The sequence below is a fragment of the Wolbachia sp. wLmal genome (assembly GCF_049435495.1).
Lineage (GTDB): Bacteria > Pseudomonadota > Alphaproteobacteria > Rickettsiales > Anaplasmataceae > Wolbachia > Wolbachia pipientis.
The window spans coordinates 812875-827453 of record NZ_CP185405.1 but is presented as its reverse complement, the minus strand read 5'-3'; the positions used below and the strand labels follow the sequence as shown (position 1 = coordinate 827453).

At 35.2% G+C, this 14579-nt stretch carries 10 protein-coding genes and 1 pseudogene; 8 read left to right on the top strand and 3 right to left on the bottom strand.

Annotation, left to right across the window (positions count from 1 at the left end; translation table 11 throughout):
* The first annotated feature begins 89 nt into the window (after positions 1-89).
* The 5 genes from ychF to ACEL90_RS04125 all read left to right on the top strand — a co-directional run bounded on the left by ychF (position 90) and on the right by ACEL90_RS04125 (position 7364).
* Positions 90-1184 carry a redox-regulated ATPase YchF gene (ychF, locus tag ACEL90_RS04145; protein ID WP_423348733.1) on the top strand — a complete coding sequence of 365 codons (1095 nt, stop codon included), beginning with the start codon at positions 90-92 and terminating at the stop codon, positions 1182-1184.
* A gap of 102 nt (positions 1185-1286) precedes the next feature.
* Positions 1287-2471, top strand: coding sequence for an ankyrin repeat domain-containing protein (locus ACEL90_RS04140; protein WP_423348732.1), 1185 nt, complete (start codon positions 1287-1289; stop codon positions 2469-2471).
* The gene (locus ACEL90_RS04135) at positions 2464-4239 is read left to right on the top strand and encodes a pentapeptide repeat-containing protein (protein WP_423348731.1); all 1776 of its coding nucleotides are present in this window, start codon (positions 2464-2466) and stop codon (positions 4237-4239) included. The genes ACEL90_RS04140 and ACEL90_RS04135 overlap by 8 nt, the downstream gene beginning before the upstream one ends.
* Entirely contained in the window at positions 4223-4828 is a 606-nt protein-coding gene (gene gmk / locus ACEL90_RS04130; RefSeq protein ID WP_423348730.1) for a guanylate kinase, read from the top strand. The genes ACEL90_RS04135 and gmk overlap by 17 nt, the downstream gene beginning before the upstream one ends.
* A 286-nt stretch (positions 4829-5114) precedes the next feature.
* Entirely contained in the window at positions 5115-7364 is a 2250-nt protein-coding gene (locus ACEL90_RS04125; RefSeq protein ID WP_423348729.1) for an ankyrin repeat domain-containing protein, read from the top strand.
* Here ACEL90_RS04125 and sdhA read toward each other — a convergent pair.
* Positions 7336-9135 carry a succinate dehydrogenase flavoprotein subunit gene (gene sdhA / locus ACEL90_RS04120; protein ID WP_341814494.1) on the bottom strand — a complete coding sequence of 600 codons (1800 nt, stop codon included), beginning with the start codon at positions 9133-9135 and terminating at the stop codon, positions 7336-7338. The genes ACEL90_RS04125 and sdhA overlap by 29 nt on opposite strands.
* Positions 9136-9869: 734 nt before the next feature.
* The gene (gltX, locus tag ACEL90_RS04115) at positions 9870-11291 is read right to left on the bottom strand and encodes a glutamate--tRNA ligase (protein WP_423348728.1); all 1422 of its coding nucleotides are present in this window, start codon (positions 11289-11291) and stop codon (positions 9870-9872) included.
* Positions 11292-11441: 150 nt separating this feature from the next.
* On the opposite strand from gltX, the gene ACEL90_RS04110 reads away from it, so the two are divergent.
* A complete protein-coding gene (locus tag ACEL90_RS04110) occupies positions 11442-11900 on the top strand; it encodes a hypothetical protein (RefSeq protein ID WP_423348727.1) in 459 nt (152 codons plus the stop codon).
* On the opposite strand, the pseudogene ACEL90_RS04105 reads toward ACEL90_RS04110, so the two are convergent.
* Positions 11877-13170, bottom strand: a pseudogene (locus tag ACEL90_RS04105) (IS4 family transposase). The gene ACEL90_RS04110 and the pseudogene ACEL90_RS04105 overlap by 24 nt on opposite strands.
* A gap of 87 nt (positions 13171-13257) precedes the next feature.
* Here ACEL90_RS04105 and folP point away from each other — a divergent pair.
* Both folP and ACEL90_RS04095 read left to right on the top strand, forming a co-directional pair.
* A complete protein-coding gene (gene folP, locus ACEL90_RS04100) occupies positions 13258-14103 on the top strand; it encodes a dihydropteroate synthase (RefSeq protein ID WP_423348726.1) in 846 nt (281 codons plus the stop codon).
* A complete protein-coding gene (locus ACEL90_RS04095) occupies positions 14100-14579 on the top strand; it encodes a dihydrofolate reductase (RefSeq protein ID WP_423348725.1) in 480 nt (159 codons plus the stop codon). The genes folP and ACEL90_RS04095 overlap by 4 nt, the downstream gene beginning before the upstream one ends.

The window sequence follows — 14579 nt, the reverse complement described above, 5'->3', positions numbered from 1 at the left end:
ACTATGCCAACAAAATTGTCAATAAGCAACTAATTAAGTATAGCAGAAATTTTTAAATTATGCAATAGTCATAATTTTACATAGCAAATATGAGTTTTAACTGCGGTATAGTTGGGTTACCAAACATAGGAAAATCAACCTTATTTAATGCGCTTACAGAGTCAAGTGCAGCCGAAGCTGCAAATTATCCTTTTTGCACAATCGAGCCAAATATAGGCAAGATTTCGATAAAAGATCAACGTTTGAAACAAATCGCAGCAATTGCAGGCTCAGAGAAGGTAATCTACAACCAATTAGAAGTTGTAGATATTGCAGGTCTGGTAAAGGGTGCGAGTAAAGGCGAAGGGCTCGGCAATAAATTTTTAAGCCATATCAGAGAAGTTGATGCCATCGTTCATCTGCTCAGGTGCTTTACGGATGACGATATCAGCCATATACACAGTAAAATAGATCCAATATCAGATGCTGAAGTGGTAGAAATGGAATTAATCCTAGCTGATATTGATAGCATAGAAAAAAGGCTTCCTCAATTGGAAAAGAAAGCAAAGCAAGGTGATAAAGAGCTAAAGAGACAACTTGAATTAATGCAAGAGGTACTGGCTACTTTAAAATTAGGTAAACCTGCAAGAAGTTTGGAGAATATCGATGGAGATGAGATGAAGTTGCTTCAATTGCTGACAACAAAGCCCGTTATGTACGTTTGCAATGTTGAAGATACAAATGTTATAACTGGCAATGAATTATCTAAAAAGGTAGAGAGAATGGCAGAGGAAAATAAAAGCAAATTTTATTGCATTTCAGCAAAACTCGAAGCAGATATTGCAAATCTTGGTAGTGAAGAGGAAAAACAGAGTTTTTTATCAGAATTTGGCTTACAAGAATCAGGGCTTGATGGAGTAGCGCGTATTATGTATGAAGTGCTGAGTATGATAACTTTCTTTACTGTAGGGCCAAAAGAAGCACGAGCTTGGCCAGTAAAAATAGGGTCAACAGCCGATAAAGCAGCAGGTGTAATCCACACTGATTTTGAGAAAGGCTTTATAAAAGCAGAAACGATAGGCTTTGCAGACTACATAAAGTATGGAAGTGAACCGGCTTGTAAAGACGCAGGAAAAATTCGCTTTGAAGGCAGAGATTACATCGTGCAAGATGGTGATATAATGCACTTTAGGTTTAATGTGTAGTAATTTATCCTTTCTATTGGTTTTTTATCTAAGGCATTTTTTACTGTAGATTAATCATTTGATTATAGTATCATTTTAATTAAGCTTATGCTTGGGATATTTATGAAGAATATTTTATATTTTATATTATTAGCTGTCGTATTCGGATCACCCATCCTGTTTGCCGTAGAGCAGCTTGAAGAAAAGAAAATTGAATCAGTTCATAAAAACGAAAATGTAGGTGTAAGGAAGCAAGATAGCACAAATCAAAAAGATGAGTTGAAAAGCAACGTCGATGCTAAACAAACACAAGAGGCTGAGAGCAAAAGATTAGACGGCACTACCGATAAAGAGAAACTGCAACACAACGAGAACAAAGCTTTCGTGGTTGAAAAAACTATAAGTGAAGGTGAAAGGATTGATAAAGATTTGCCAAATGATCAGCTAGAAGGAAGCACAGACAAATTTGCTCAAAATTTACCAAATGTGGCCAATAAAGAAGTGAATAAAGATTTGAAACCAGAGCCTTTGCCTTTAAGTGCTGATTTAAATGAGAATACAGCTAACCCGCAAAAAAATCTACAAGCTGATCAGAAGATTGATATAAAAGATAATGAACTTTCAAAAAGTGATGCGAGTCAATTATTAGAGGAAAAAAAAGAAAAAGTAGAGAGTCAGTTTGAAGAAAAAAAAGTGAAAGAAACAAACAGCAATTCCAAGGACCGCAATAGAGTAAAACCTATAACTAAAAAAGATGAAAGTGAAAAGAAAAATTTACAAAAATGGACAAAGCTAAACAGAGAACCAATGAAAGAATGGGGTCATAAAGACATACAAAGCAAGTCAATATATAAACGACAATATGATAGCCTTAATGAGCATCTTCCTACAACTGTGTTTATTGATGATTACAGTAAGCAATTTTTTTACTGCATTAAGAAGAACAACTTAACTTGCTTAAGAGGAGTAATAAGTAAGCTAGAAAAAATTGGATTAACAATTCAAGAGATACTAAGGTTTAGAAATAAATTGGGTGATACTCCTCTCATTTATTCAGTTAAACAAGGTGAGGTAGACATAGTGCGCTTTCTCTTATTACAAGGTGCTGATCTTAGAGTAGTTAACAATAATTTTCAATCCCCAATTGATATAGCAATCGAAAAAAAGCAGATCAATATAATAAATGCGATTGCCGAAATGATGCCACATCTTTTGGAGGATAGAAAAATAGACAATAAAGAAAGCTCAGCAATGTACGATTGGGCTGTGAAAACGAAAGAAATACAGTGCGATAAGCAAGATGATTAGATTTTTGATATTAATTTTAGTTGGTCATTTATGTTATGGAAACGAAATAAATGATGAAAAAAATCAGATTAGTGATTTTTTAAATGCTCTGCGTGATGCAAAATACGTATCTTACAGTAAAAAAGACTTTGCTGAATTTTTGGTGCAGTGCCACAAAGAGGGCGTGCCAGAAGATTTTAAGAAAGGTTTTGGTTCTAACTTAAATGGAGCTAATTTTAACCAACTGTACCTAAGTAAATCTGTTTTTGATGGAGTAAGTCTGATTGGTGCTGATTTTTCTAACACCGATTTATCCGACGTGTCTTTCATTGATGTTGATTTACGTGGTGCTAATTTCTCCAATGCTAATTTACATGGCATTAAAATAAAAGGTACAAATTTGAGTTTTACAAAATTTGTTTCTGCAAACTTAACAGATATCGTATTTGATCAGTCTAATGTTAGTTATGCTGATTTTATCAGTTCCGATCTCAAAAAAGTAAGTATGCACAACGTAATTGGTTTGCATACTAATTTCTCGAATGTGAAAATGAATTTCTCCAACTTATCAAACTCGAATGTTAGCCACGTAAATTTTAGTGATAGTGAAATAAACGATACTGTTATGCAGAAAAACAACCTTGATAATGCAAGTTTCTTTGGAGTGGATGCATATAAATTAAAGATACAATTTTCTTCATTAAAAAATGCTAACATATATGGTGCAGAGTTAAAAGAATCAGACTTTACAGGTAGCAATCTTTCCGATGCCTGCCTTAATTCTTCTATCATAATTAACAGTAACTTCGACGAGGCTAATTTAAGCAACACACAAATTTCCTATGTGAATGACGATAATTCAAGTTTTGTTCAATCTATACTAAATGGTTCCAAGATAAAACATGCATATGTTTCTGAAGCAAATCTTCATGATGCTGATTTATCCAATATTGATTTTAGTTTTAGTGAACTGCATCAAGTTAATGTCTCTAATGCTGACATTCGTCACGGAAAGTTTTATAATACTAAAGTTGCAAATTCTAACATGAATGACTCATTTTTTGACCATTCACTATTCACCTCTGCGAAGATAGAAGATTCAGACCTTTCTACAACTTCAATGTATAAGATAAAAATCCAAGACTCTCAAGTTTATAACAGTACACTTTCTCGCCATAATATTGATTCCAGTGAAATAGAAAATTCAACATTCTTTAATTTATTAGCTGATAATTCGAGCTGGTCCAATTTAAAAGTAACTAATTCAAATTTTATTGAAAGCGATTTCAGATCTTCTTTGCTTCACGCTAATGCCTTTAGGAAAACTAGCTTTTTTCTTAGCAATTTGAGTAATTCAACAATTAGTGATATGTCTTTTCTCTCTTCAAGCATATATAAAAGTTCAGTTGTTGATGCTCACTTAACAGGTTGCAAATTTGATAATTCAATTTTGATTGACAATAAAGGACAGAAAAAACTTGCAGGTTCAGAAAATGCTATAACTTCGATTAAAGATTTGCAAGAGAAAATATCACAGGGTGAAAAATTTAATGTAAATTATTCTTACTTTGAATTTAAGAATATGAATTTAGAAAATGCCGATTTTTCTAATTCAACATTGAGTAGAGCAAATTTTGAAAAGACCGATTTGCGCTATACTGTCTTTGATAACTCTTCTCTCATTGGCACCAACTTATCAAATTCTAATTTAGAAGGTTCTAGCTTTTTAAACTCTGATCCAAAAAGCACCATGTTAAAAAATGCAAAGAAAAATGACCGTAAAAAGTGAGGGCGTATTATTGGTTCTATCCTCCCCTTCTGGAGCTGGAAAAACTACTATATCAGCAAAATTACTTGAGCGATCAACTAATTTAGTTAGGTCTGTTTCTATGACTACGCGCAAGCCTCGCCCCGGCGAAATAAATGGAAAAGACTATTTTTTCGTTACCGAAGAAAAATTTCACGAGTTATGCAAAGCTGGCCAAATGCTTGAATACGCCAAAGTTTTTGAGAATTTTTATGGTATATCAAGAAATTTTATAGAGCAAAACTTAAGCAATGGAATAAGCGTTTTACTCAGCATAGACTGGCAAGGAGCATTTCACTTATTCAAGCTCATGAGAAAAAAAGTTGTGAGTGTTTTTATACTTCCCCCTTCAATGGAAGAGCTTAGGTTGCGTTTGCAAAAGCGTAATAGTGATGATGCAAGCGAAATAGAGCGCAGATTAGCCGAAGCTCAAAAAGAGATAAGCAAACGTGATAAATATGATTATGTAATAATCAATGATGATATTGATAAAAGTGTAGAAGAGATAAGCTCCATACTAAATAAAGAAAGACTTAAAAAACTAAAAGAAAAACCAAGTCTGGAAGACTGATAAAAACATCAATTTGGATATTTGCAGCTATAGTTTCTTATCCTATTTTAGCCAATAGCACGTTTCACAGTTTAGCTATATTTATTATTTTTTAAGATTAAATGGTTAAAATAGTAGCAACTGTTCAAGTGAGGATTTGACTATGATAACAGATTTTCTAATAGAAACTAGTTTTCTGCCTTTCCACCCATACATATACAACGTTTAGCTCAATTTAAAAGTCAAACTTCTTGGTTGTTAGTTTAGTGCTGACAACTTAAATAGCTTTTAATATTGAGGTTTTAGTATGGGTATAGATATAACTGCACTAACTACTAATGCAGATAAATTAGGTGAATGCATAGATAAAAATAAAAAGCAAGAGCAGGATAGAAAAGACGAGCAATTGTATGGCATTATAGAGAAAAAGGTAAAAAAAGAAGAACACAAGCGTGAAAAACCAAGAGGTCAAGATGGAACCCTCAAGAAGTGTAAAAGGTTATTTGAGGAAGGTGCTAGCTCTGAAGTACTAACTAAATTAGAAGAATCACTTAGAGAACAAGAAAAATATTATAGGTATTATGTCCAATGCTTCCTTCCAGTGCTAGATAAAGCAATAGAACGATCGAAAAAAATATCAAATGAAACAAAAAAGCAAGTAATTTCTAAAATTACTGACAATAGCAGATATTGTTTTACCCACAACCGTAGGGACGGCGAAACAGAGAGTGGCTACGGCAGTGATGTTGAAGATGATCATGAAGTAGAAATAAGCAACGAAATAACAAATAACAATGCTCTACTACTAAAAGCGATCAAAAATGGAAATAACAGGAAATTTAGAAAATATCTAAAAGATTGTACGGATATTAGCAGCATAAAAGCTGAAGAAGGGAAAAATATTTTACACCTCATTGCGTCGTTGGAAAAGAAACAGAAATGCAAGTTTCTGGGTACCCTAATAAAAACGGTCACCAAGGAAGATCTAGCACAACTCATTAATAGTGAAAATCAGACCCCTTTTCAGGTAGCACTAATTAACAAGGTAACAAAAGAAAAACATGAGTCTAATACAATTCGAAGTAACGATAACACACTTAAGTTTCTTACAAAATTGTTAGAGCATGGAGCCAGCTCTGATAATTTAGAATTATCTACAGAAGAATTACAAAACTTAAAAGAGGAGCAAAAGACATACTACCGTAATTTCTTAGAAAAATTAGCAGAGCAAGAAAAGAAATCTAAATTAAAGCCAGAAATAAGAATCAATACAGAAGCAAAAATTAAAGAAATTATACCACATACCATAAATACTCCAGATAGTAATGATAATTATCTATTACATCCAGTAATTAAAAATAGTGATAAAAAACTTTTTAAAGAACTATTGGAAAAAGGTGCGGATATTAGCCTTAAAGACACAGATGGTAACAATGCTTTACACTTGATTGTTAAACCTGAAACAAAACAAAAACTTAAACTTCTCAATATATTGCTAGAAACAGGCCAAAAAGAACAATTTATAAAAGCTGTAAATGATAAAAAAGAAGGGCAAACACCGCTCCATCAGATACTCCAGCGCATACAAGAGAAGAGTGAGAACCGATCACTTAAGAAATTTGAAAAAACTAAAAGGTATGAAACCCTAGAACTATTGCTAAAAAACGGTGCAGATATTACTGTGCAAGATAAAGATGAAAAAAATGCTCTGCACTATATTGCTTCATTCAAAGGAGAACAAAAAGTTACATGTTTAGAGTTGATTTTAAATTCGGTGGAAAAAGAGAAATTTAGTAAAGCTGCAAACGCCGCTAACGAAAAAGAACGCACACCACTACAAGTAGCGCTAATTACTAAGACGACAAAAGATAAACATAATTTGGTCAATCCTAAGAGCCGTGATAACACGATCAAGTTCTGTGTAAAATTATTGCAAAATGGTGTTGACCCAAAGCAGTTAATACTACCCGAAAGATTATGGAGCAAAGAGTATTATAAAACTATAAAAGGAATAGAGAAATCAATGGGTAGAGCGCTTATTCCAGATGATATGAGAACTGAACTGAAGTGCAACTTTGGCAGGAAGTTAAAAGCACGCGATATTGTGAAGTACATCAATAATGTTGCTTGTAAAGCAGTGACAACGCTTGTATTTGCTGCTTTAGCCTGTGCAGCAATATTCAGTGCTTCTCAAGGAATTATTACAATTGCAACTGCCTCATCTATTATAGCAGTTATTGGAGTTTGTTATCTTATTTACTTGAATTTAGAAAATATTTATGAAGGATTTGGAAAAATTAAAGGAAAGTTTACTGAAGAAAAGCAACTTACACTTCAAGATAATGCACCAAAAAATGATACACAATGCAATAACTCTGTTAAAGATATAGAAAATAAGTCCAACGATTTAGAAGAGCAAGAGGTGCAAAAATCATCAAATCAATCAGAGCATACTGAGAGTCCTCCAGACACTAAAATGAGTGCCATATCAATAAAACTCGTTGAAAAATTGTGTAGGGATAGTGTAACTAGTAAACCCTCTTCTCTGGCGCTATGAAATCAATCTCACCGCTCAGAGTTTTTTCAGCCACTTTTTTATAATCAATTTTTACGTTAATTTGCCCTTTCTTTTCTTCAAGCCACGCTATAGTGTGCTTCATCCAGTTTTTGTCATCACGTTCAGGAAAGTCTTCACGAGCATGGGCACCTCTGCTTTCCTCGCGATTAGCTGCGCATTCCATGGTAATAACCGCTTGTGGGATCATGTTAGCAAGCTCCAGTGCTTCAACTAAATCACTATTCCACATCATACTGCGATCCTCAAGTGAAATATCAGGCATCATTTTTGCTACCTTTTTTATAGCTTTTTTGCCTTCTTCTAAAACTTCAGCAACACGGAAAACTGATGCGTATTTTTGCATAGTGTTCTGCATTTCACCGCGTATTTTTGCTACTTTTAGCCCACCGGAGGCAAATCGCATTTTATTAAATCTATCTACTATCCAGTCTGTGCAGTCTGAATGCAATTTTTTATGTGGTGTACCGGATTTTAGTTTCTCTCTTGCTCTGAGCGCTGCAGCTCTGCCAAAAACCACAAGATCAAGAAGCGAGTTAGAACCAAGTCGATTTGCACCGTGCACAGAGACGCACGCAGCTTCTCCAATTGCAAATAGTCCATCTACCACTTCTTCCTTACCTTGCTTCAGCGTGATCACTTCTCCATAATAATTGGTTGGAATGCCACCCATGTTATAGTGAACAGTCGGAATGACCGGTATTGGATCTTTAGTGACATCAACTCCAGCAAAAGTTCTTGCGGTTTCGCTGATGCCCGGCAATCTGAGTTTTATTACTTCCGGATCAAGATGCGCTATAGTTAAATACATATGATCTTTTTTTGGTCCAACCCCCCTTCCCTCTCTAATTTCAATTGTTATTGCGCGACTTACCACATCACGGGAAGCTAAATCTCTTGCTTTTGGTGCGTAACGTTCCATAAACTTCTCGCCCTGAGAATTAACGAGGTACCCCCCTTCACCACGGCATCCTTCTGTCATCAAGCACCCTGAGCCATATATTCCTGTTGGATGAAATTGTACAAATTCCATATCTTCAAGTGGTAATCCAGCCCTTACTACCATGCCATTACCATCACCTGTGCAGGTATGCGCACTTGTTGCAGAGAAATAAACACGTCCATATCCACCTGTTGCTAACACCACTCTATGCGCACGAAATCTATGTAATGTGCCGTCGCATAGCGACCAAGCAAGAACTCCGCAGCATGTTTCGCTATCCATAATTAAATCAATCACAAAGTATTCAACAAAAAATTCAGCGTTGAATTTAAGACACTGCTGATATAGAGTGTGAAGGATTGCGTGCCCAGTCTTATCTGCTGCCGCACAAGTGCGCTGCGCTGATTTTCCTTTACCAAAGTGAGTTGTCATTCCACCAAAGGAACGCTGGTATATTTTGCCATCTTCTGTACGAGAAAAAGGTACGCCAAAATTTTCAAGTTCAATAACAGCTTTAGCAGCGTTTTTACACATATATTCTATTGCATCTTGATCACCAAGCCAGTCTGAACCTTTTATTGTGTCATATGCATGCCAGCGCCAATCGTCTTCACCGATATTACCTAAAGCTGCACTAATTCCGCCTTGTGCTGCAACTGTATGACTTCGTGTAGGGAAAATTTTAGAAATGCAGGCAACTGAAAAATTAGTTGCAGCCATCCCAAGCGTTGCTCTGAGCCCTGCTCCACCTGCACCTACTACTACCACGTCATACTCATGTTCTATGATCTCATACGCTGACTTATCCATATTTACTTATTTTATCATTACAGGCTTATGATATCACAGAAGTAGAAAAATCTATACAAGTTTTCTATAGTTAAGACGTCATGCCGCCGCGGCGCTAACAAGTAGCGGGATGACAGCAATCCTACGTCATACCGCCGCAGTATCTCAGCCACTAACACGTAGCGGGATGACGAGCTTATTGTCATGCCGCCGCGAACCGTCATACCGCCGCGGTATCTCTTAGCCGCTAACACGTAGCGGGATGACGATTGTCGTTTAGCCATAAACATTAAGAAATTTACCAAATAAAAAAAAGGCAAAAGAAGCCCCGTGGTTATTATCCGCTTTAAAATATTGGCGTTTTTTATGTTTTAAACGCTTGACAAGCAAGATTTAGCTGCTTTTAATTGCAACTAACCTACGCTGCAAATGTTTAAGAAATTTACTAAGCAGAAAAAAAAGACAAAGAATCCCCGAGTTAGCTAGTCTTTTACTATCTCTGTCGAGTATTGGCATTTTTTGATGTCTTGTAACGCTTTATAAGCGCGTTCAGCTTATTTAGATAAAAATCTAGATGTAGATGAAGTTTTGTAAAGACATACAGTATCTATATACTGCAAAAAATTGAACATAAGACGCCGATACATTAAGTAATCCTTACCTTTTAATCTGTAGATTGGCGAAAGCAAATACAATAACTTCAGTTTCATGATAAGTGGGCTGGCGGAGTTTGTCAAGAAATTTTCTTATTTCATTTAAATTGCTTGTAACCTTCTTATACACTCATCTTTACCAAGAATCACCATGATATCAATGATTCCAGGTGCATCCATTACTCCAGTTATAGGGGCGCGTAATGAGTGGTATACATCGCTTATTTTCATATCGTGCAATTTTGCACATTCCTTGATCTGAGAAGATAAAGAACCCTTATTCCAATTTTCATCACCGATCTTTGACAGAAATGATGCGAGTAACTTGATTATATCGAGGTTAGATTTGACAATTTGCTCAGCCTCTTCACTTAAATCAAGTGGCGGATCTTGAATATAAAACTTTGCTAAATCCAGCAGTTCGGTCAGGTAGTTTGCTCTTTTTTTTAGCTCTGTCAGTCCCTGCAGTAAATAGCCCTTTTTTTTGTCAGTTAGAGTATTTTCTCTAAGCATTAGAGTCAGAATATCTTCATTGCTTATATTACTAATATAGTGGTTATTCAAATGCTCCAGTTTTTTGAAATCGAGCCGTGCAGGTGAACGACCAATACTTTCTAAATTAAACCACTCTATTGCTTGCTCATCGCTAATAATCTCATCGTTGCCGTGACTCCAGCCAAGTCTCAGCAAGTAATTACGCATCGCTTTTGGCAATATTCCCATCTTTTCATAATCGCAAACGCTTGTGGCACCATGCCTTTTGGATAGCTTATTCCCATCTTCCCCATGGATAAGCGGCACATGTGCAAAGCGTGGAATGTCAAAATCAAGAGCTTGGTATATTAGCAGATGTTTAAAGGTATTAGTGAGATGGTCAGAACCGCGTATTATATCAGTTATTCCAGCATCATGATCGTCAATTACGACAGCAAAAATATATGTTGGAGTGTTGTCAGAGCGTAAGATCACTATATCATCAAGCTGGCTGCTATTTACTTTGATTTGGCCGTATATTTTATCATCAATAACGATCTCTTGCGAATCTGGCACTTTAAAGCGGACAACTGACCTCACACCCGATGTCATTCCAGCGCGTGACCACATATTTTTCCAGTGTCGGCTACTTGGATGACAAGAAGGAGGTTTTGTAGTACATTTATGCTTGTATATCTTGCCCTCTTCTCTTGCTTTTATTTTCTTTTCTGCAACTTCATCCTCAGGGCAATAACAGTGATACGCCCTACCCTTCTCAACTAAAAGGTTTGCTACTTCTTTATGCCGCTCTATTCTTTTTGACTGATATACTATTTCCCCATCATAGCTCACACCGAGCCATCTTAGCCCTTCTATAATTGCATCAATTGCTTCTTTCGTTGAACGTTTTCTGTCGGTGTCCTCAATTCTTAGCAAAAACCTGCCACCATGATGCTTTGCATAGAGCCAATTGAATAAAGCAGTACGAGCTCCTCCAATGTGCAAAAATCCTGTTGGTGATGGAGCAAATCTCGTGACTATACCTGGCATATTTGTCTGTTACAGTAATGTAAATGATGATAGCTAAAATTTATGTTTGTAACAATTTAGAATTTATTTGTTCTGAGAGATAAAATTTTATTTATTTTTCATAAATTGTGTTGTATAATTTAGTATTGGTTGAATATAGCGAGGTGAGTTATGGATGGACTTGTAGATATAGCAAAATTGCTTTCAGATAATGAAGCTAATATCAATTGGCGTTACACCGGCCCTTTTGATAAAACAAAACAAAGAATTAGGGGAGATAATCTCCTGCATTTAGCTGCAAAAACAGGAAAGGTTGATAAGTTTTTATCTATTTTCAAGAAAAGTGTTGAAAGTAATGTTCATTTGTTAGAGTACAATAAAGATCATGAAAATCCATTTCATATAGCAGCAGAAGTGGGGATATTACCAAGTGTAGTAAAAGGAATATTCAAGCATTCGGAGTCTGAAAAAACTAACCCAAATTGTGATCCGAAAAAATTAGAAAATGTCAAGAATTATGTTAAAGAGGCATTGTGCAATAGATGTGCGCTAGATCAATCTAAAAAGACTCCTCTTGACTGGGTTAGTAAGACCATACGCGTCAAGTTAAGAGATTGTGAGCAAATTTAGAGAGGTTAAAGTGGATACTCTAGCCCTTCTACGTTTGTCTTTTAATGAAAATCGCGACCAAGTTATAGTGAGTTTTTTAAGAAATGCTTTTAAACTATTAATTTTGGTTAATACTAAAAATAACTCTCTAACCCGCCTTTTTAGCTCAATAAATGCCTTTGTTAAGCTAAGTTCTGTATTCTTTTTCACTTCTGTGCAACCAACTATGCCGTGAAATATAAGAATTGCGCACAATTTAGCATATAGTTCACATAATACTCTGCATGGCTTTCCTTTTAGCTTATCAAGCCTGGTATGGCTTTTATACAATTTAAATAATAACTCAATTTGCCACCTTACTCTGTAAATCGTTAATACTTGCTCAGCACTAATTTTATTTTCTGGAACATTAGTTATAAATATTGACCAGTTCAACAATTTTTGATTTCTTTTAGAGGATGTATATCCCTGCGATCTTGCTAATCTATTAGCTTTCCTTCTTCTGGCCATATTCAGTTAGTTTCTGACATATAATTCTTACTCTAATTTTTGCTTCTTTTCCTAACAATACCTCGTTTTCTAAAAATAACTTATCCTCTAAACATTCTAATAACTCCATTTTTTGATTTGTTTCTACATCATATATGTCGGTATCAACGACTTATGAAATAAGCTCCTATTTCATTGATTTGTTTAAAAGAACTTGGCACAAAATAACCGAGATCAGATATTAGCAAATCATTGCTTAATATATTACTTAAATGTTTCCTATATCCCTGGTCTGATCTTACCCCCTCCGTTAAATTAAGTTGGTCTATTATCTGATTCATGTAGTCGAAAACTAATTGTAACTTTATTCCAGACTTAGTATTGCTTTCATAGCCACTGTAGCTAGTACCATAACCTTTATACATCTCTTCCATACTGTTAGGTATAGCTACTGTCCAATAATTTAACACTATTAAATTGCTGTAAGATTTTGCAACCAACTTGCAAGATATTTTTAAAGAGAATCACAGATTCATTATACATCCTTTTCATAAATTCCACTGCTTCTTCAGTAAATCTAAACTTGTTTTGTTATATCTATCGAGTCCTCGTTTAGTAATTGAAACATTGTTTCTACGCTACAATTATCAACTCCTATATTACCCAAGACCATGGCTTTTACGAATGATGAACCTTTTAGCTTTCTCTTTCTTTTTATAAACCTTGTTGTAATTGAGATTTTCTCTGCTTTTTCATTAAAAAATTCTTTGAGCTTTTTTGATAAGCAAGTTATTTTATTCATTGGTTCTCTCACTAAAAGTATATCTGGGAGAACTTATACCTTATTATTCTATCTCTTTCATACCTTTATTTCCTTAACTTGACGCGTATGGTTAACCCTAACATTAAGGATTGCTTTTTAAGGAGTTTTACGCTTTCACCAGAGCTTGTAGGTATTGTCAGTATTACTCCTGATTCATTTTCAGATGGTGGTCTTTATTATGATGCAGATCAAGCAACCAAGCAGGCACTGCGGCTGTTATCAGATGGTGCAAGCATAGTTGAACTTGGTGCTCAATCAACAAGACCTGGCTCCTCAATGCAAACTCCAAAAGCAGAGTATGCACGCTTAAAACCAGTGCTTGATGACCTTAATCAATATATGAAAGTTGGTGACATTAAAGTCAGCATTGATAGCTTCTGGTCAGACGTTATTTTAAATGTTTTGGAACACTACAACATTGCCTGGGTAAACGATCAGAAGGGAGATCTAGATGATAATACCTTAAAAGCGATTGCTAGCAGTGGATGTAGTATCGTTATTATGCATTCACTCTCCATACCACCACATAGTGACAACATTATCCCAAGTGACATTGATCCAATTGATACCATAAATAATTGGGCAGAAAAGAGCATTAACAGGTTACTTGCCCTAGGTTTTGATCAAAGCTCGATCATTATTGATCCTGGTATTGGTTTTGGCAAATCTATGTACCAGAATATCCAGATTTTACGCAGTATAGAAACGTTACAAAATTTTGGCTGCAAAGTTCTGGTTGGTCATTCTAGAAAGTCATTTATTTCTTCTTTTCCTACAGAACCTGTCTTTAACCGAGATTTAGAAACAATTGCTTTATCATCTGCATTGCACAACAAGGTTGATTTCCTTCGAGTGCATAATGTGCGTGATCACATGCGATTCTTTGTAGCTCAAGCTGCTTTACAGGGATGATAGTTATCGGAATTATGGCTGTTGATCCCAAGGGGGTAATTGGAATAAATAATGGATTGCCCTGGCATTATCCAAGTGAGTTAGATCATTTTCGTCAGGTGACTGACAAACAAGTTATTGTTATGGGAAGAAAAACATTTGAAACTATGTCTCAAAACATATTAAAGGATCGTATCCCTGTTGTTTTTTCTCGTGACAAATTAAATTCTTGTTTTAACAGAGGAGTAAAATGCACTATTATTTCTTCTATGCAAGAGTTTTTGTCAATCCAAAGTAATTCTAAAGTCTTCGTGATTGGTGGAGCACAAATAGCGCATCTTTTTTTGGAGTATGATCTAATCTCAGAATTTATCATAACAGAAATTCACAAACCCTATAAAGGTGATGTATATTTCAACTTAACACTTCTTGATGGATGGCATAAAACTATTCTCACCAAAACGAAAGATTATACTATATGTAGGCTAATACGTTAA